General features: G+C 43.1%; 16 protein-coding genes. 6 read left to right on the top strand and 10 right to left on the bottom strand.

All coding sequences use genetic code 11. The annotated features are described in order from the left end of the window. The 3 genes from ACEW8F_RS13620 to ACEW8F_RS13610 form a co-directional block, all read right to left on the bottom strand. Positions 1-2,064: a hypothetical protein gene (locus ACEW8F_RS13620; protein ID WP_373484013.1), complete on the bottom strand. Its 2,064-nt coding sequence runs from the start codon at positions 2,062-2,064 to the stop codon at positions 1-3. A gap of 193 nt (positions 2,065-2,257) precedes the next feature. Next, positions 2,258-3,334, bottom strand: coding sequence for a tRNA 2-thiouridine(34) synthase MnmA (gene mnmA, locus ACEW8F_RS13615; protein ID WP_373484012.1), 1,077 nt, complete (start codon positions 3,332-3,334; stop codon positions 2,258-2,260). Positions 3,335-3,381: 47 nt separating this feature from the next. After that, a complete protein-coding gene (locus tag ACEW8F_RS13610) occupies positions 3,382-4,569 on the bottom strand; it encodes an FprA family A-type flavoprotein (protein ID WP_373484011.1) in 1,188 nt (395 codons plus the stop codon). 429 nt (positions 4,570-4,998) lie between these two features. Here ACEW8F_RS13610 and ACEW8F_RS13605 point away from each other — a divergent pair, with 429 nt between their 5' ends. Beyond that, positions 4,999-5,283 (top strand): hypothetical protein, encoded by a 285-nt coding sequence (locus tag ACEW8F_RS13605; protein WP_373484010.1) that lies wholly within the window; start codon positions 4,999-5,001, stop codon positions 5,281-5,283. 59 nt (positions 5,284-5,342) lie between these two features. On the opposite strand, the gene ACEW8F_RS13600 is transcribed toward ACEW8F_RS13605, so the two are convergent. The 4 genes from ACEW8F_RS13600 to ACEW8F_RS13585 all read right to left on the bottom strand — a co-directional run bounded on the left by ACEW8F_RS13600 (position 5,343) and on the right by ACEW8F_RS13585 (position 9,755). Further along, positions 5,343-6,005 carry a putative ABC transporter permease gene (locus tag ACEW8F_RS13600; RefSeq protein ID WP_373484009.1) on the bottom strand — a complete coding sequence of 221 codons (663 nt, stop codon included), beginning with the start codon at positions 6,003-6,005 and terminating at the stop codon, positions 5,343-5,345. A gap of 40 nt (positions 6,006-6,045) precedes the next feature. After that, positions 6,046-7,272 carry a type II secretion system F family protein gene (locus ACEW8F_RS13595; RefSeq protein ID WP_373484008.1) on the bottom strand — a complete coding sequence of 409 codons (1,227 nt, stop codon included), beginning with the start codon at positions 7,270-7,272 and terminating at the stop codon, positions 6,046-6,048. Positions 7,273-7,281: 9 nt separating this feature from the next. Further along, a complete protein-coding gene (locus tag ACEW8F_RS13590) occupies positions 7,282-8,946 on the bottom strand; it encodes a GspE/PulE family protein (RefSeq protein ID WP_373484007.1) in 1,665 nt (554 codons plus the stop codon). A 428-nt stretch (positions 8,947-9,374) separates the two neighbouring features. Beyond that, positions 9,375-9,755 carry a toxin-antitoxin system YwqK family antitoxin gene (locus ACEW8F_RS13585; RefSeq protein ID WP_373484006.1) on the bottom strand — a complete coding sequence of 127 codons (381 nt, stop codon included), beginning with the start codon at positions 9,753-9,755 and terminating at the stop codon, positions 9,375-9,377. Between the two features lie 479 nt (positions 9,756-10,234). Between ACEW8F_RS13585 and ACEW8F_RS13580 the strand changes: the two genes are divergently transcribed. Next, positions 10,235-10,474 carry a hypothetical protein gene (locus tag ACEW8F_RS13580; protein WP_373484005.1) on the top strand — a complete coding sequence of 80 codons (240 nt, stop codon included), beginning with the start codon at positions 10,235-10,237 and terminating at the stop codon, positions 10,472-10,474. Positions 10,475-10,557: 83 nt separating this feature from the next. Here the strand turns inward: ACEW8F_RS13580 and ACEW8F_RS13575 are convergent, their stop codons facing one another. Together ACEW8F_RS13575 and ACEW8F_RS13570 are read right to left on the bottom strand one after the other, a co-directional pair. Next, entirely contained in the window at positions 10,558-11,766 is a 1,209-nt protein-coding gene (locus ACEW8F_RS13575) for an aspartate kinase (protein ID WP_373484004.1), read from the bottom strand. A 20-nt stretch (positions 11,767-11,786) separates the two neighbouring features. After that, positions 11,787-13,040, bottom strand: a complete 1,254-nt coding sequence (locus tag ACEW8F_RS13570) for a homoserine dehydrogenase (protein ID WP_373484003.1) — start codon at positions 13,038-13,040, stop codon at positions 11,787-11,789. A 150-nt stretch (positions 13,041-13,190) separates the two neighbouring features. Here ACEW8F_RS13570 and thrC point away from each other — a divergent pair, with 150 nt between their 5' ends. The 3 genes from thrC to ACEW8F_RS13555 are packed head-to-tail and all read left to right on the top strand — an operon-like array spanning position 13,191 to position 16,018. Continuing rightward, on the top strand, positions 13,191-14,696 hold the full coding sequence (gene thrC / locus ACEW8F_RS13565; protein WP_373484002.1) for a threonine synthase: 1,506 nt from the start codon (positions 13,191-13,193) through the stop codon (positions 14,694-14,696). Further along, positions 14,689-15,579, top strand: a complete 891-nt coding sequence (gene thrB / locus ACEW8F_RS13560) for a homoserine kinase (protein WP_373484001.1) — start codon at positions 14,689-14,691, stop codon at positions 15,577-15,579. The genes thrC and thrB overlap by 8 nt, the downstream gene beginning before the upstream one ends. 4 nt (positions 15,580-15,583) lie before the next feature. Next, positions 15,584-16,018, top strand: coding sequence for an ACT domain-containing protein (locus ACEW8F_RS13555; protein ID WP_026393465.1), 435 nt, complete (start codon positions 15,584-15,586; stop codon positions 16,016-16,018). A gap of 62 nt (positions 16,019-16,080) precedes the next feature. On the opposite strand, the gene ACEW8F_RS13550 is transcribed toward ACEW8F_RS13555, so the two are convergent. Next, positions 16,081-17,226 (bottom strand): transglutaminase domain-containing protein, encoded by a 1,146-nt coding sequence (locus tag ACEW8F_RS13550; RefSeq protein WP_373484000.1) that lies wholly within the window; start codon positions 17,224-17,226, stop codon positions 16,081-16,083. Positions 17,227-17,402: 176 nt separating this feature from the next. Here ACEW8F_RS13550 and ACEW8F_RS13545 point away from each other — a divergent pair, with 176 nt between their 5' ends. Then, positions 17,403-18,317 carry a radical SAM protein gene (locus tag ACEW8F_RS13545; protein ID WP_373483999.1) on the top strand — a complete coding sequence of 305 codons (915 nt, stop codon included), beginning with the start codon at positions 17,403-17,405 and terminating at the stop codon, positions 18,315-18,317. The last annotated feature ends 93 nt before the right edge of the window (positions 18,318-18,410 follow it).

The following is an 18,410-nucleotide window of genomic DNA, read 5'->3' as shown; positions in this document are numbered from 1 at the left end:
TTATAGGTTACTCTCTTCTTTCTTTTTCACCGGAAACACCTCTTCCAGCAATTCGTCCATGGGAAGAATGGTTCCTTCAAACTTGGGTTCTTCAATAACTCGACGGCATTCCAGGAAAATCCGCACGGCTCCCTCATAGTTTTCCAGAAAATTATCTGCTTGCAGGATTTCCCGATCCATCAAATGGTAAATAAATAGTCCCATAAAATATACCTTATCCGGTTCAATATTTTTGAGATTAACGTATTTGAAAAATGCTGACAGCGCATTATCTTCCTTATCCAGAATTTCACCGGCAATCCGCACCCATTCCTGTGAAAGGGTTTCAGTGACGGCCTCTTTAAAGGCCACCCATAAAATCGCCCTGGCCACCGAATCTTCAACGATATTGAGTGAATTCTGAACGGCTTCGGCTCCCTGGTTGAAGGCTTCGATGATTTTCGGAGCGTAGGTGATTTGGCCCAGGGTATAGTTTTTTCTCAGACCGGCATCGGTATCAATCAGCTTATTCAGCAGGATATCATCCTTTTTCAGTTCGGTTTGAATCACATACCACTCATCATAGATACAATAGGGCAGAAATCCGAAATCATTGAAAATATGATTGATAATCCGCTGTACCTGCAGGTATTTCTCCCGTTTTCGCTGAACTTCTTTCTGTTTTTTAAGAAAGGTCTCCATCTGATAATAAAGATTATGCCGTTCAAAAAAACGCTCCATCTGAGCAATGGTTTCTGGTTCGTCACTGTAAAAAATCAATTCATCCAGTTCCCGCTGCTCTTCTCCCATACTTCGACTGTTGCTCATAATCAGCTGCAAATATTGTTTGTCCTCATAGGTGACCCGGTTACAGGGATGATACAGGGGATTGGGGAAGGTTTCAGTATAGATAAAAAACACCTGTCGACTTCGTCGGAAATAAATAATATAGCCCTTGGTGGTAAAAAAGCCCCAGCCTTTATCACTTGGTTTATTCCCATGTTTGATATTAAAACCTTCGGTATAGAGACAATTTTTTAAAAGATAGGTGACGATCTTTTCGTTATTGTCAATACCCATATTTCTCAGGTTCTGTCGATAATAGGCCCAAAGCAGCTCAATGGCGGTGCCTTTGGGATCAAATAAGGCTTCCATGGAAAACATTTTCTGGCTTTTTAAATTTTTAACAATACACAAAAGCAAACAATCCAAATGGATTGCCTCAATAAATTCGCCGGGTTTTATTTTTTCCAGATCTTCGACAACCCGATCATTAAAATATTCCAGGCTATCTTTTTTCAGCTTGTCCTGAAGCTTGCTGGTCTTCTGATTAAATCGATCGATGGCATTAGCCACTGAAAACAGCGCACTTTCTGAAACAAGGGTCAAAACCACCTTTTTTTTCTTATCCCAGGGATAAGAAACATTTTTCAGAATCACTTCATTGATAATTTCCGAGGATTCCACCTGATAGTCAACCAGCACATCGCTGGGGATCGAAATATAGATTAGTTTGGGATTATTAAGGGTATCAATGATCAGGCCGCGACGGCTCAAAAATACATTGGCCTTGACGAGTTCATCATCAACCCCACAATTAACTTCCACTTCTTCCAGAAACTGTTCGTTTTGGATCATATAGGCGATAAAATTTCGGGTGGTGTCCAATCCCTGGTCTTTTAAATTGGTTTCAAACCCGTAAAGCAGCAGAATGTGCACAATCCGCACAATATCCCGTTGCCGGTCGACGCCGCGGCTTTCTTTGGCCCGGATAAAGGTCTGATTAAGGGGGGAATCCAAATGGTAATAGTCTGACGCAACCGAAAAAAGAGCCTCAACGGCCAGCAGAATCAGCAGATCCGCCTCAACTGAAACCATTCCATTTTTTTGAACATCCTTGTTTTTTTTAAGGTTATTCATCATCCATTGATACATATCATCTAATTTCTCAATGCCCTTTTTTAAAACATTATTACAGTCTCCACAAAGGACATCATGTTTTATGTTTAATTTTTCGTTATCTATTTTATAATTTCTGTCAAAAAAACCGATTGTTTTTCCACATTTATTACACGGCGTTTTCATTATTTACAATCCTTCCCTATCATCCTGCTTACTTTTCTCTATATTCACGAATTCTCACTTGCTTTTTCACAGGCTTCACCCATTGTATTGGTGTCACTGTGTATAGTTTACCATAAAACTGCGCTTTTTACTCAAAATAAATAAAAGAGCAAGCTAAATTAAGGTTGCTCTTTTATCGATAAAATCAAGTTTATTAAATCATTTCGACGGAATCAATGGTTCCACCGCCAAGACAGATATTATCCTGATATAAAACCATGACCTGTCCCGGGGTTACCGCTTTTTGTGGTTTATCAAATTCAACGCAAATCCGATCCGGGGTCACCCGCACCGATACGCCCTGATCGGATTGACGATAGCGGAATTTAGCGGTGCACTTAAACTGTTTGGCCGGCGGATAACCGCCCACCCAATTCATTTCGATGGCTTCCAGGGATTTTGAGTAAAGCGCCGGATGACTTTCACCCTGGACTACCACTAATTCGTTCTTATCCAGGTCTTTGCTGACCACAAACCACGGTTCTCCAGTGCCTTCACCACCAATCCCCAGGCCTTTTCGCTGCCCCAGGGTATAGTACATCAGACCCTGATGGGTTCCCTTAACCTGACCAGCCAGATCGACAATCTGGCCCGGCTGGGCCGGTAAGTACTGACTGAGAAACTTTGTAAAATTCCGTTCGCCGATAAAACAAATTCCCGTTGAATCCTTTTTCTTGGCGGTCGCCAGATTGTTTTTGACGGCAATGTGGCGCACCTCATCTTTGGACAGATGTCCAATCGGGAACATCACATCGGCCAGCTCTTTTTGTCCCAATTGGCAGAGAAAATAGGTTTGATCCTTGTTGTGATCAAAAGCCCGTTTTAACCGGTACTGTTCATTGACAAAATCGATTTGAGAATAATGACCGGTAGCCAGATAATCGCCGCCAACCACCTTTAGCGCATAATCCAAAAAACGTTTGAATTTTATTTCTCGGTTACAGAGAACGTCCGGATTGGGAGTTCTCCCTTTTTTATATTCTTCCAGAAAATAAGAAAAAACAGAGTCGTAATATTCTTTGGCAAAATTCACTGTATAGTAGGGAATATCAATAGTGTCACACACCCGCCGCACATCATCATAGTCTTCTGTGGCTGTACATACCCCCGATTCATCCTGTTCTTCCCAATTTTTCATGAAGACCCCGATGACCTCGTAGCCACGCTCCTTTAACAATAATGCTGCAACCGATGAATCAACCCCTCCTGACATGCCCACAACGATTTTCATTTATGTTTTCCCCCTCTGTTTTTTCTACCAAATCCTCGTTATTTTTATTAAACCATTTCTTTGGCCATTTTTTGGGCCAGTTCATTTAATGCAATGACATCCTGTTCATCTGGCGTTCCCTTAATCATCAGAATTTCATCAATGGTATCGACCTTTGCCTCGTTGATAAAATAATTAAAGTTTTTATCGGCTCCGCCACTCCAGCTGTAATCGGCAAAAAATCCAACCTTATGATTATCAACTTTGATTTCTCCCAATTTATAAAGCAGATTGGCCATTTTGGGGAAAATCTGGCCGTAATAGGATGGTGCGCCCAAAAACAGACCCTTGTATTTCCAGATATCAGAAATAATAAAAGAAATATCGGTTTTAGCCACATCGTAAAGCTTCACGTCTTTGACGCCCTCGTTCTTTAAGGCGATCGCTAAAATTTCCGCCGCCTTTTGGGTACAGCCATACATGGAACCATAGGCAATGACAACCCCGGGATCGGTTTCTTTAGCGCTCATTTTTACATACATATCCAAAATATATTTAGGATTGTCCCGCCAGATCAAACCATGTGACGGACAAATCGTTCCGATTTCAATTCCGCCCAGCTTATTTAAGGCTTTCAACGCCTGACCAGCTACCTTGCCCACAATACAGGCATAGTAACGGCGGGTTGGTTCTTCAAAGGCCGCCAGATCATTTTCGTCGTCAAAAATACTTCCCACCGGTGCTTTAAAGCTGCCAAAGACATCCATGGAAAAGAGCACCTTGTCGTTGGTATCATAGGTAACCATAGATTCTGGCCAATGTACCATCGGTGTCATAAAAAACTGAAGGGTATGTTTCCCCAGACAAAGAGTGTCGCCTTCGCCAACCTCGTGAAGATTTTCGGTAATTTTATAAAAATTGTTCATAATCGGGAAGGTTTTTTTATTCCCCACGATTTTCATATCCGGATACTCGGCCAGCAGATCAGTAATGCCACTGGAATGATCCGGCTCCATATGATTGACAATTAGATAATCTACCTTTTTGTCTCCGATAATCGATTTTATTTTTTCTATATATTCATCGGCTTTGATGGTTTTTACGGTATCAATAATGGCTACTTTTTCATCATTGATCACATAGGCGTTATAGGAAACACCTTCCTGATCAATTGGCCATAACCCTTCAAACAGTATCGTCTGATAATCATTCACACCGACCCAAAATATATCGTCTTTAATTTTTACTGCATTCATATTTATTCCCCACTTTCCTGATGTTCTCTTGCACTTAAATATAACCTTAAAAAGAAAATATTTCAAGAGAAAAAAACAGATAGTCTAGAATGACTCTAGAGAATAAGAAAAAACAGCGTGCTTTCATAGCTTAAAAAAAGCCGGCAAAAAATAAAAAAGAGATGCGTACACACCTCTTTTTTAAGAAAATTAAGAAAGGAAATTAAAACGTTTTCACACCATGGACTTATTATAACCGATTACATTTGAAAAATCCAGTGCTTTTTTTAATTTTTTATGCATTATTTTAATTTTTTTTCCATTCACTGCCTTTGTTACTTAACAAAAGCTTAGTAGAATTTTTATCCGCCATTCCGTTTACAGTTTTTTTGAAGCTATGCTATAATGACGTTGATCAAAAATTTATCTGAAATGAAGGGAGCTGGTAAAATGATTGAAACAAAAGATTTCGTTTCTTCAACTGATTCACAATGGACTGAAAAAGAAATCAAAGAAGAATTGCGTCGATTATTCCTGGGCGGAGATGACTGGAATAAGGAAGCCTGCATGGGATACTTTCTAAAAACCTGCCAACGCACAGATCTTGATATCAAAACGACCCAAACTCTGGCAATCAACCTCTATCATCTTTTCGATGAGCTTACCGTGAGCGATGCAAAAAAATTCTACTACAACGAATGTCACGCCATTTTATCTGGGCGCAATCATATTTAGTTGCTGAACTATTTAAAGGACTTTCTCAACGACTGTTGAGAAAGTCCTTTTCTTTTTCATTAATGCCCCACATGAACCATATTCGGATAGACCTTATCCATGAAATCGTCCGGATAAACCTTATCTAAAAATTCCTCAAAGCCGCCGCTTGTTGAAATTCCCTGGGTTCGCTCATTCCATCGATTTACCGCCAAAGCCGAAATGGTCATATTAAAAATCATAAAAATGACCAGCACCCAGGTGAGCGGCACCCCAAATCGTCGGGGTATTTTTTCAATCAGTTTTGACATCAACGGATAGATCTCCTTCACCCAGAGCAGACTTAAAGCGCCCCAGTAAAAAGAATAACGCAAACTGGTTCGTCCACCCAGGTTAAAAGGCATCTGGTGATACTGCCAGGACACGGTGCCAGTAGTGAACTGCTGAACATAGCTGCTCACAAATTCAAAGCCACCGCCCAGAACCATCCCTAACGCAAAAATAATATACCATTTTCGATGGGAAATCGGGTGCAGCACAAGGGTCATCAACACCGCTCCGAATCCGTAAACAGGATTAAACGGCCCATAAATAACCCCTTGTCGACTTTCAATGTAACCATGGGTCACCAGACAAAACAGCGTTTCCACCACCACGCCCAAAAAGCACCCGATCATAAATACCCAAAACAACTTGTAAAAATCAATTCCTGATGCAAAGCTTTTTCCTGCTTTTTTAGTCATATTCATCTCCTCAAACTCATTTTAAAAACCTATTATTTAACTACATACTAGAGTACGCCGAATATATGTCAAATACCGGCAGCATAATCGCGGCCAGAATGAAAAGCACCAGTCCTCCGAAAACAAGCAGAATAAGCGGCTCCAGCGACGTATTCAGCAATTGGATTCGCGTGCGGACCTCATCTGCGTAGACAAGATTCAATGTTTCCAGCACTTTCGGCAGGGATCCGGAGACTTCTCCAATGGCGACCAGTTGACAAAAAAGACTGGGAAATGCATCACTTTCCGTCATTCCCTGGCTCAGACTTTTTCCGGTGGCAACCTTTTCCCTGAGCTGAATCAACTCGTTTTTGATATAGCGATTATCGGTAACTCCCTCCAAACGATTTAGTGCCATCAGCAGATCAACACCACTTTCCATAAGCATTCCCAAGGTTGTAGCCAATCTAGCCAGACAGCTTTTGTGATTCAACGTTCCGATTAACGGGAGTTTTATTTTCATCCGGTCCTTCAAGTTTGCTACCGAGTCGATTCCCTTCAAAAAAGAAACCCCTGCTGCCAGCCCGGTCAGGGTCAATAGGATAATCGGCCACTCGGCCCTCAACTCTTGACTTAGTTTCATCAAAAACCGGGTTGGCCCTGGTAGTTCTGCATCCATTACCGCAAACATATCAACAAAGCTCGGTAGCACCGTGGTGATTAAAAAGATCAATACCAGGACAAAAACAATGCTCAGGATCATCGGATAGAAAAGGGTCTGCTGGAACTGACGTCGATTTTTAACTTCTGTTTCATAATGCATTGCCATTTTTAAAAGAATCTCATTGAGATTTCCACTCATTTCTGCGGCTTCCACCATAAAAACAAATAATGACGGAAATGATTTAGGATAAACCATCATCGCCTGGGAGAGGCTCTCCCCGGATTGGATGCGGCGGCCGACCCCAAATATATCTTGAGCAAATCCGCTATTTTCTGTTTCATCACTGATGAGCTCCAAACATTTTAAAATCGGAATTCCAGCATTTAACATGATATGGAACTGTCGGCAGAAGCGGCTGAAGGCCTCACCAGTTACCGAACGGATCCGAACCTTGAACTCTTTTTTTAAAAATTCTGCAGACTTCTTTTTTTCACTGATTTCCAGCACAATTAGATTTTGGGTCTGCAGAACCTGGGCTGCTTCGCGCCGGGTTTGACCAATTACCGTTCCCGTGATGGTCTCCCCACGCTGGTCTTTGGCTTTATAACTAAACTGTTTATCCATCATCCCACCCTAACGATGCCATTCATTTTCGAAGGCTAAAATCTCCAATCCCTGGGAAATCGATGTATTCCCTAACAGGAGATGCCGTTTGAGCGATTCTTCAATGGGCTTTAGGCCCTCTTCAATGGCTACTTTTCGAATCGCATCATAGTCCTCACCTTTACCGATGGCCTCCCGAATCCTTCTGGTAATTTTAAGCACTTCCTGTACCGCAATTCGCCCTTGATAGCCGGTACCATGGCAGAGGGAACAGCCTACCGGGTAGCAAAGCTCGATGTCCTGATCGGTAATGCCCAGCAGCCTTTTTTCGGCTTCGCTTGCCAGCGCTTTTTTCCGGCAGTTTGGACATAAACGTTTGATCAACTTTTGAGAAATCACTCCTCTGAGGGCTGCCGATAGCAGGTATAAGGGGATCTTCATATCCATCAGACGATTGATCGACGCAATGGCATTATTGGTATGAATGGTGGATAACACCAAATGACCGGTGATGGCGGCTCTGGTAGCAATTTCAGCCGTATCTTCATCCCGGATTTCGCCAACCATAATTACATTGGGGTCCTGTCTCAAAATGGCCCGAAGACCATTGGCAAAATTAAGACCAGTTTTTTCATTCACCTGAATCTGGTTGATATCTTCCATTTGAAACTCTACCGGATCTTCGATGGTGATAATATTCTGGCTTCGAGGATCCATCCCATTAAGCAGGCTGTACAAGGTGGTCGATTTACCACTTCCGGTGGGGCCACAGACCAGCAGCATTCCATGGGGTGCCTCCAACATTTCCTTCAATAAATATTTCTGTTCATCCGAAAAACCCAGATCATCAACAGAAATAAGGAATTTTTTTTCATCCAGCAAGCGCAGGACAATCTTTTCTCCGTGAATAGTCGGAATAATGGATAAGCGCACGTCGATTTGCCGATGCTCATGGGATGTCGTGAAAGCGCCATCCTGGGGATGACGCTGTTCAGCAATATCGCAGCCCGCAAGTATTTTCAGCCGGGTAATCACACCCTTCCAAGCTTCTTTATTTAGCAGCCCGACGGGTTTTAAAACACCATCAATCCGAAATCGCACCTGAATTTTTTGGGGAAAGGCTTCCACATGAATATCACTGGCACCCTGGGAAACACCTTCTTCAATCAGTTCATCAACAAGGGTGATGATGGTCGACTCCGGGGTAGTTTCTTTGCTTTCCCCCGATTTATTTAAGTCTGTGCTTTCGTGATTGGCATATTTTTGATGATAGTGTTTACCAATCAAGTCCTGAATACAGTCCTTTTCAGCGACTAATATTTTCAGCCGTTTATCAGCGATTCGCTTTACACTTCGCAGGGTTTCTTCATGGGTGGGGTCTGCCATAAGCACCGTCAACTGATCTTCATCCTCCTGGTTCAAGGGAAAAACCAGATGCTTTTTGGCCTGTTCTTTGGAAAACAAAGGTAAAACCCGGGGGTCCAGCACATCCTTGCGGGGGTTATAAAGTTCAAACCCCCGTTCATTATTAATAACCCGCACTAAATCTCCCTGGGTAACAATCCGATCCTTTAACAATAAATCTAAAATCGATTTTCCTGATCGATCTGCTTCATCAATCCTTTCCGCTATGTTCTGTCGGGTAATCATCTTGTTTTTGAGAAGCATTTCCAAAACCAACACATTTTCCTTCATCTCGCCTCCTATTGACAGGGCTTATTCGTTTGTTCCAATAATTGCAGTATATCTGATTTGCTCATAAATATCCATACAAATCCCCAGACTTCTCAATTATTCCAAGCACTGACGATTAAATTAACGAGGAGCTCCTGTGGTATCTTGATTTTGTTGCCGTTGGTTTACCCTAATCTGACCAAATTTTTCCTTGCCCGATCATGAACAGGGGTTGTCTGAAATTATTCCTGATTCTGGTACTGTTTTAGTCCCAGAATCAGGCAACGGGGGTAGTGCGTTAAATTTTCTAATAAAAAATCCCTGAAACCGTTTATAGCGTTTCAGGGATTTTTTATTAAATACACGATATCAAATTTGCTGATTGAAATTTCTTTCTAATCTCAGATATTCTCACTTCAAAATTTTTACATAATATTGCACATAAATCATTATTGAGCAGGTGCTCCATTTTCAAACACCCCTTCGTACAGCAACTCACCGGCTTCGTCGTAATATTTTCCTTCTCCATTCCATACACTGCAACTATATTCACCTTCATACTTCACATTGCCATTTTCATAGTATTCTTTTCCAAAACCGGCAAATTCCATATAACCTTTTAAATTTCCTTTGAATCGAATCTCACCATTTTTATGATAATATTTACCCTGCCCGGACAGCAGACCATTAAAAAAAACACCCTCGGCGATAACTTTTTCATCCTCGAACTTTTTCCCTTTAATCCAACCATCTTTCAGCCGAAAACCTTCAACATAGTCGCCAAATGAACAAAGTTCTCTGATCAACAATTTCTTACCTTTAATTTTCATGTTTATAAACATTCCTTCGTTTCACTCAAGGCACAAAACTTACTGTAACGTCTTATCTTAAGCGTTATTTTTTGTTTTGCAGCTACACGGATGACCGTTAGCTACACCAGACGCAAATTTTGCTTGTCTAACACACTACTTGTTGCAAATTTATTTTTTATTATATCTTACTTTCACATTATCCTCTTCATTCCTTAAAATAAACAATATAACTCAAAAATCTCCAACTTTTTAATTTTGATATTAACAAACCGACGCCTCTAAACGGCCTATTTACTCGATCAATAATGATTTATGTTTAAAGAGCACTATAACGGGTAAACATTATATAAATACAATGTTGCAAAAATTTAAATTCATTTTTCAGCTATACAAACTGTTTAATAAACGGTGATTGAATAATACAATTACGAATCGTAGCTCTAAGAATAAATACTGATGTAGCTTTGTACCAAATAAAGTTTTAGAAAGCAGGTTTCATGATGACAAATACAAAAGGTAAAGTTGAATCAACCAAAGACAAGCTCGTCGGTGGTGTCAAGGAAACGGTTGGAAAAGTAACGAGTAACGAAGAATTGGAATTAAAGGGCAAAATTCAGTCTAAAAAGGGCGACCTGGAAGGAAAGGCAACAGAAGCCGGTGATAAAGCCAATGACCTGAAAGAAGACATCGCTGGAAATATAAATGACACGATCGATCATAACAAACAAAATAAATAAAATAGCTAATGGCTAAAACGCAATTACCAAAAATTAAAAGCTCTGGAACCGTTGATTACCAACGATTCCAGAGCTTTTGCTTTTTACATATCAAATTTTTTATGAATGTGGACCATTGCTTCTTTGCCACGTTCCTTGTCAATCAGACAGGAAATCTTGATTTCCGAGGTGCTGATGGTCTGGATGTTGATGCCCAGTTCAAACAGCGCTTCAAAGAACTTGGAGGCAATTTCGGCATTGGCCACGATCCCGGTACCGATCACGGAAAGTTTGGCAACTCCCTGATCATATTCGACTTTTTGGGCATTAACCTCAAAGGCAAATTTCTGGGCCACGGATACCGCTTCCTGCAGTTCATCCACATCAATGGTGAACGAAATATCATTAACTGATGTCCGGTTGACATTCTGGACAATCATATCCACATGAATGTTGGATTTTGCCAGAGCACTGAACAATCGAAAGGCAATCCCCGGTTGATCCGGCACTTCAAAGATTGATATTTTTGCGATATTTTCATCAAGAGATACCCCTCGAACTAATACTTTTTCCATAATAACGTCCTCCTTAATAATGGTTCCTTCATTGTAATTATAGCTTGATCGTACCACCAGTGGCACCTTGAATTTTTCGGCCATTTCCACTGACCGGGGATGCAATACCTTGGCCCCGGTGCTGGCCATTTCCAAAACCTCTTCGTAGGAGATTTCCTCGATTTTTGAAGCCGCTTCGACAATCCGGGGATCGGCGGTGTACACCCCATCAACATCGGTATAGATTTCACACAGCTCAGCCTTTAATGCCGCCGCCACAGCCACCGCTGAAGTGTCAGAACCGCCGCGGCCAAGGGTGGTAATATCCTTATTCTCATTGATGCCCTGAAAACCGGCGACGATGACAATCTTTCCGGCAGCCAGTTCCTTTTCAATCCGGTGGGTATGAATATCATTAATCCGGGCCCGTTTATGAACGTTGGATGTAACAATTCCGCACTGGGCACCAGTTAAACTCACCACATCATGGCCCAGCGACTGAATCGCCATGGCCAGCAACGATATCGAAACCTGCTCGCCGGTGGCCAGCAGCATATCCATTTCGCGATGGGGTGGGTGTTCATTAATCTTTTGCGCTAGATCAATTAGATCATCAGTGGTATCGCCCATGGCCGATACCACCACCACGACCTTTTTTCCTTTTTCCTTGGTCTCAATAATCCGACCAGCAACCCGCTTAATTCTTTCAACATTGGCGACACTGGAGCCGCCATATTTCTGTACGATTAGATCTTGCATTTACCTCAGTCACTCTTTCCTTATTCGTAGATACGGGCATAAAAACATTCAGGCACCGTTTCCTTCAATTTTTCTGTCATCTTGTTAAAATTATCAGCCGCAATGGCATTTGTCACCACATACACCTGATTAGCATTAACAATAACGGTTTTTCGGGCGGCCACCGTTTCCACTGCCGTCAACACCTGATCGAGCATTTCTTTATTATTAAGATTTGCTCTTAAATAATATTTGCCTTTGAATACTTCAGTGCCCATTTTATTGAGCTGACGGTTAAGCCGCAGCGGCTTGGGCAAAGTCTGTTCGCCGACAATATTGAGGATATAAAGCACATCGCCGACGACGGCATTGGCGGTGGCGTCTTTTCCAGCGCCTTTTCCATAAAACTGCAGCTCGCCGATGATATCCCCGGTGATGGAGATAATATTGAACTCGCTGTTGACATTACTCATAATCGAGGCTTCTTTAAACAACACCGGTTCCACCGTGGTATAGACATTTTTTTCTTGAAGAATGGAATGTCCGAGATATTTGACCACGTAACCCATCGATCCGATCATCTCAATATCGGCAGCGCGAATATCGGTGATTCCCCGTTTATAAACATCTTCATCGCGGATAATGCTTTCATAAGCCATCGATGAGAGAATCGAGAGCTTGCGGGATACATCGTAACCTTCAACGTCCGCGGTGGGATCAGCTTCAGCAAAACCGATGGATTGAGCCAGCGCCAGAGTATCGCCGAAATCTGCCCCTTCTTCCGTCATTTTCGACAGGATGAAGTTGGTGGTTCCGTTAAGAATCCCCTTAATTTCAGTAACCCGATTGATTTTCATTTCTTCTTTCAAACTGCCGATGATCGGAATCCCGCCCCCGACAGAAGCCTCGTAACGCAACACCACGCCATTTTCTTCGGCCAGTGTCAGCAATTCCTGAAAGTACTCGGAGATGACGGCCTTATTGGCGGTAACGACATGTTTTCCCGCCCGAAGACATTCTTTGATCATTTCATATTCAAAGTCCATGCCACCCATCAGGGCAATCACCAGACCAATACTTTCGTCTTCCAGTATCTCACTGGGGTGGGTCACAATTTTTCCGACAGTATCGCCCAGATCCTTGGACGCATCCCGTTCCAGCACTTTGGTTATGACCGGGCTTGATTTTCGGGACTCCACATCGGTAAAATTACCAGCAAACTTACCTTTATTTAAATTGATGAGTTCATAGACCCCAGAACCAATCGTTCCAAAGCCTAAAAGTGCGATATTCAATAAAATTCACCTCGTATATGTATTTATTCTAAAAACACTTGTTTTTTCAGTGAAAACATTCTATCATATAGCTAGGGGTTATTCAATACCCTCCCGAGAAGAATTTTTGAAGATTTTTCCCGGCACACCATAATTTTTTGGAGGATTTACATGAAAAAAGGCTATAACAGCACGCGATCCAAAGACATCAACGTTACCGCATCCCAGGGCATCCTGCAAGGATTGGCCCCGGATGGTGGACTCTTTGTCCCCAACTTTATTGATAATATAAATTTAGACCCAACGCAATTCATCGGAAAAAACTACGGTGAGATGGCCAATGCTATCTTTTCGGCTTTTCTCGATGATTTCAGTGCCAAACAAATTGATGATTCGATCCAGGGCGCCTATTACTCCGGTAAATTTGAAGAACAAGAACCGGTCGCTCTAAAAAAGGTCAAAGACCGATATTTTCTGGAACTCTTTCATGGGCCAACCTGCGCCTTTAAAGATATGGCTCTAACTATTTTACCATATCTGATGGTAGAGTCCATGAAAAACGTCAATAACCAGCAGAAAATTATGATCTTAACCGCCACCTCCGGGGATACCGGCAAGGCGGCCCTGGAAGGTTTTGCCAATGTTCCGGACATCAGCATTATTGTCTTTTATCCCAAGGATGGCGTCAGCACCGTTCAGGAAAAACAGATGCTGACGCAGACCGGTAAGAACACCTGTGTGGTGGGAATCGATGGCAATTTTGATGATACCCAGAATGGCGTTAAAGTGATCCTCAACGATCCTCAATTGGCGGCCGAACTGGCTAAAGCCAACGTGATCTTTTCCTCGGCCAATTCCATTAATATCGGTCGACTGCTGCCTCAGGTTGTTTATTATTTTTATAGTTACTATGAACTGCTTAAGCGGGGCGAAATCCAACCCGATGAAAAAATAAATTTTGTCGTCCCGACCGGAAATTTCGGCAACATCCTGGCCGGTTACTACGCCTCACTGTTGGGATTACCAATTAATAAGCTAATCTGTGCATCCAACGCCAACAAAGTTTTGACCGACTTTTTTACGACCGGCCACTATGATCGCAACCGGAACTTTTATAAGACTTCTTCCCCTTCGATGGACATTCTGATTTCCAGCAACCTGGAACGGCTGCTTTACGATGTCTCCGGCGCCGATCCCGATGCCGTCAGTGATCTGATGGCGCAGCTTAAAAATCAGGGTGCTTATCAGGCCTCTAAAACCCTGATGGAAAAAACCGGTCTTTTCTATGCCGGTACTGCCGACGAAGCCGAAACCGCTCAAGCCATTAAAGCCATTTTTGATGACAGCCATTATCTGATGGATCCCCACACGGCCGTTGCCAACAAGGTTTACGAAGACTATCTAAGCGAAACCGGCGATGCCACCAAAACCGTGATTGTCTCCACCGCCAGCCCTTATAAGTTTGGCCGTTCGGTTTATGAAAGCATTTTCGGGGACTGTAAGTGTAACGATTATGAGCTTTTAACGGTTCTGGCTGAAAAAACCGGCACTACCATTCCCCTGCCATTAAAAGATCTGGACAAAAAAGCCAATCAGCATCAGGGTCAATGTGATAAAACCGAAATGTCCCAGGCCGTTCTTGCTTTTTTAAAAGATCAGGTGGAACAAAATGATTAAGGTTCGGGTGCCGGGAACCAGTGCCAACATCGGCCCGGGGTTTGATGCCTTTGGCCTGGCACTGTCGATTTATAATACCTTCAGCTTTGAAGAAAAAAATGACGGCAAGCTGACGATCCGGGGGGTTGAGCGGAAGTATCAAAGCGATACCAATCTGGTTTACCGTTCGATGCAGAAGGTTTTTAAAAAAGTTGGCTACCACCCCAAGGGGCTTTATATTCACACCGATGTGGATATCCCCATCAGCCGGGGTCTTGGCAGTTCGGCCACCTGTATCGTCGGGGGGCTTTTTGGTGCCAATGCCCTGATTGGTTCGCCCTTGTCAACGGAGGAACTGTTTGACATTGCCGTGGAACTGGAAGGCCATCCGGACAACGTCGCCCCGGCCATTTTCGGCGGTCTGGTGGTGTCGATGAACGAACACGGCAAAAACGTCCATATCAAAAGCCAGGTCCACCCCAATTATGAGTTTTATGCCCTGGTACCGGACTTTCCCTTATCAACATCCGATGCCCGCCAGGTTTTGCCTAAAAAAATCAGCTTTGGCGATGCCACCCATAATCTGCCCCGGGCGACCATGACCTACCTGGCCCTGGCCAACGGTTCTGAGGACATTTTAAAGCTTTGCATGAAGGACCGTCTGCACCAGCCCTATCGTAAAAAACTGATTGCTCACTACGATGTCATTACCAAAAAAGCCCGGGAAATGGGGTGCCTCAACACCTGCATCAGCGGTGCCGGCCCCACGATCCTGGCTATTAATTCAGTGACTAACGACAGTTTTCTGCCGGACATGCTTGTCTATTTAGCGGAAAAAGCCCCGGGCTGGCAGATTATTCCTCTGGTTCCCGATAATACCGGTGTCCAGATTTTAGGAGGTTAGTCCGATGATTAAAGATTATCTGATTGTTAATAAAAAAATTCTGCCCGATTATTATTCCAAGGTGGTGGAAGCCAGGATCTTAATGGAGTCCTCCCAGTGCAAATCGGTGAGTGATGCGGTCAAAAAGGTCGGTATCAGCCGCAGCACCTATTATAAATATAAGGACTACATCTTTACCCCTTCGGAAAACTATGGTCGGAAGTTCACCCTTTCGTTTAAACTGGATGACCAGCCCGGAATTCTTTCCAATATTTTGAATATTCTCCGGGATCACCAGACCAGCATTATCACCATTCATCAGGATATCCCCATTAACCAGGCCGCCATTGTAATTGTGACCCTGGACGGCAAAGATCTGGTCTTAACCATTGATGAATTGATGGCGATGCTGGAAGCGTTAGACGGCGTTCATGGCGTTCATCTGATTGCGATGGAATAACAGAATCCCCATTCTGATCTTTCAGAATGGGGATTCTTGGCATTCAACTTCTTATTTTTATTCTAATATAGCTCAATCGTATTCGACAAACTATCCTCACTGGAGAACCAGTAGTAGGAACCTAAAATATCATCCATCAGATCTTCGGCGACGCTGATGTTCTCGGCATCAGTTATGGCATAATGAAAATATTTTTCGCCCGAATTCAGCGCTGCTTCCAGATCTCCGACAAAGCGATTCGCCTCACTTTGTTTGTTCAGATCATAGAGCTTATTTTCTTTGACGAAATAATTGGCCGCCGTGGCAGTAAATTCCGGATATTCAATCAAGCTTTGATCCGGTTGATGTGATTTTAAAAGTTCTGCTGTGGTAACACAGAAATAGTCATAGAAGATGCTCTTTTCCGGCTCGCTGTTATCTTCGATGTTAAATTCCCCCCAGGTGGCATCCAGATAATAATATTCCCCGTCAACCCGGACAATATTCCAGGCATGGGCGCCCTGGCCGATGGCCTCACCCGCCACATAAGAACACTCAATCCCAGTTCGTTTTAACAGATATTGTATGGCTTTGGAATATCCGGCACAGACCGAGCCTTTTTTCCCGAAAACACTGTAAATGTTCTGATCATCCTGGAGATCTTCCTGATAGACTGTGTTTTTTATCACATATTCGTAGGCATATCTGACTTTTTCATAGTCGCTCATGCCAATTTTTATGCCCCTATTGTATTCCTGAAAGGCCGCCTCAATTTCGGCCTGCCGGCGATCTTTCTCGACTTCGTCGTACGGATACTCGACCATCACCTTGCTGACTTTCTGGTCGCCTTCGTCAAAATAATAAGAAAATTCGCCGGCCCAGAATATTTCCGGATAGTCGTAATCAATGGCTGCCAGGACTCGCTCGATTTCTTCAGTGTTGACCCCACTGACCTTTACTGCAGTATCAAAATCCGTCAGCATTCCAACCACTCGGGCATAGGCCTGCTTTTCATTTTCCTCAAGAAAGGCATAGCCATCAAAGGCCTGCTGCTGACTTGCAGCGATTTCTTCATTTTGCTGAGCTTCAGTATTATTGAAAAATGACTGGATATCCATGCTTCCAACCAGATCTTCCAGTGCCAGATATGCCCCGGCTGTTATCAGCAGAATAATGAGCATCGATATAATAATGACAGCGCCTACTTTTCTTCCGTTATGATTGCTCATGTCTGTTGCCCCCTTGTGTGGTCTTTTTTATTTATTACCCTTTATTTTAAACATCTGTATTTTTATCCAGAGATTCAATGCCAAACAGTAAATAATTTTACCACAAATTCTTGTGGACACCCTAAACTTTTATGACATATACTTAATAATGATAAAGAAATCATAAGGAGGCCGATATGCCTGAGTATCACCCGATCACCTGTACGACCGCCCTGCATGAGTTGAAGCGAAAAATCCCCTATGGCTGGGATTTAAATATTTATCGGGGCTGCAGCCATGCTTGTCGTTACTGCTATGCGATGGGAACCCATGGTTTTACCGGTCTTTCTGATTTTGCGACCAATATTTCGGTCAAGACAAATATTGTCGAAGTTCTGGAAAAGCAGCTCTCCTCACCGAACTGGAAACGGGAAATTGTCAATATTGGCGGTGTCACGGACAGCTATCAGCCGGCGGAAGCCCAGTATCAGCTGATGCCGGAAGTGTTAAAGCTGCTGATCAAATACAAGACACCGGCGATTATCTCCACCAAGTCGGATCTGGTGCTCCGGGATTATGACCTGATTGACGAATTGTCCCGAATTACCTATATCAATGTGGCGGCCACGGTGACGACTTTAGATGAAGCGATACGAAAAAAAATCGAGCCCAGCGCAGTATCTGGTCAGGATCGCTTTGCGATGCTTAAGCAGTTCAGAAAAACCAATGCCTCCATCGGTCACCATCTGATGCCGATTATTCCCACCCTGACTGATGATTCCGAAACCCTGACCGCCTTGTTTGCCGCCGGCCAGGATGCCGGTATCGATTATGTGCTGCCTGGCGCTCTATATCTGCGCGGAGCCACCAAACCAGCATTTTTTGACTTTATTAAAACCAACTATCCCGAAAAGTATGACACCCTGTGGAACCTGTACAAAAAAGGCGGTGCTCCCAAAGAATATAAGGACGAGCTCTACGGCAGACTCAATCCCCTGCGCCAGTCCTTTGGCCTGTCCAACAGCTACAGCAAGCCGATTAAGGAAAAGCTGAAGGTCTACGAGCCGTCAGAAGAACAGGTTTCGTTTATAAATCCTTCATTAAACCCTTAAACTACGTTTTGGGATTGAATTCTTTTTAAAAAAATGTTAGACTGTAATCAAAATACGAAAAGGAGTAAAGAGGATGCGTAATTTATCTTGCTA

Source organism: Acetobacterium sp. (assembly GCF_041752335.1).
Taxonomy (GTDB): domain Bacteria; phylum Bacillota; class Clostridia; order Eubacteriales; family Eubacteriaceae; genus Acetobacterium.
Note: the sequence above shows the minus strand (reverse complement) of the source record. Positions and strands in the feature narration are given on the sequence as shown.

What these genes read in the sequence shown, in the direction of transcription:
- ACEW8F_RS13620 (WP_373484013.1), bottom strand. Translation starts at nt 2,064, where the DNA reads ATGAAAACGCCGTGTAATAAATGTGGAAAAACAATCGGTTTTTTTGAC.
- mnmA (WP_373484012.1), bottom strand. Translation starts at nt 3,334, where the DNA reads ATGAAAATCGTTGTGGGCATGTCAGGAGGGGTTGATTCATCGGTTGCA.
- ACEW8F_RS13610 (WP_373484011.1), bottom strand. Translation starts at nt 4,569, where the DNA reads ATGAATGCAGTAAAAATTAAAGACGATATATTTTGGGTCGGTGTGAAT.
- ACEW8F_RS13605 (WP_373484010.1), top strand. Translation starts at nt 4,999, where the DNA reads ATGATTGAAACAAAAGATTTCGTTTCTTCAACTGATTCACAATGGACT.
- ACEW8F_RS13600 (WP_373484009.1), bottom strand. Translation starts at nt 6,005, where the DNA reads ATGACTAAAAAAGCAGGAAAAAGCTTTGCATCAGGAATTGATTTTTAC.
- ACEW8F_RS13595 (WP_373484008.1), bottom strand. Translation starts at nt 7,272, where the DNA reads ATGGATAAACAGTTTAGTTATAAAGCCAAAGACCAGCGTGGGGAGACC.
- ACEW8F_RS13590 (WP_373484007.1), bottom strand. Translation starts at nt 8,946, where the DNA reads ATGAAGGAAAATGTGTTGGTTTTGGAAATGCTTCTCAAAAACAAGATG.
- ACEW8F_RS13585 (WP_373484006.1), bottom strand. Translation starts at nt 9,755, where the DNA reads ATGAAAATTAAAGGTAAGAAATTGTTGATCAGAGAACTTTGTTCATTT.
- ACEW8F_RS13580 (WP_373484005.1), top strand. Translation starts at nt 10,235, where the DNA reads ATGATGACAAATACAAAAGGTAAAGTTGAATCAACCAAAGACAAGCTC.
- ACEW8F_RS13575 (WP_373484004.1), bottom strand. Translation starts at nt 11,766, where the DNA reads ATGCAAGATCTAATCGTACAGAAATATGGCGGCTCCAGTGTCGCCAAT.
- thrC (WP_373484002.1), top strand. Translation starts at nt 13,191, where the DNA reads ATGAAAAAAGGCTATAACAGCACGCGATCCAAAGACATCAACGTTACC.
- thrB (WP_373484001.1), top strand. Translation starts at nt 14,689, where the DNA reads ATGATTAAGGTTCGGGTGCCGGGAACCAGTGCCAACATCGGCCCGGGG.
- ACEW8F_RS13555 (WP_026393465.1), top strand. Translation starts at nt 15,584, where the DNA reads ATGATTAAAGATTATCTGATTGTTAATAAAAAAATTCTGCCCGATTAT.
- ACEW8F_RS13550 (WP_373484000.1), bottom strand. Translation starts at nt 17,226, where the DNA reads ATGAGCAATCATAACGGAAGAAAAGTAGGCGCTGTCATTATTATATCG.
- ACEW8F_RS13545 (WP_373483999.1), top strand. Translation starts at nt 17,403, where the DNA reads ATGCCTGAGTATCACCCGATCACCTGTACGACCGCCCTGCATGAGTTG.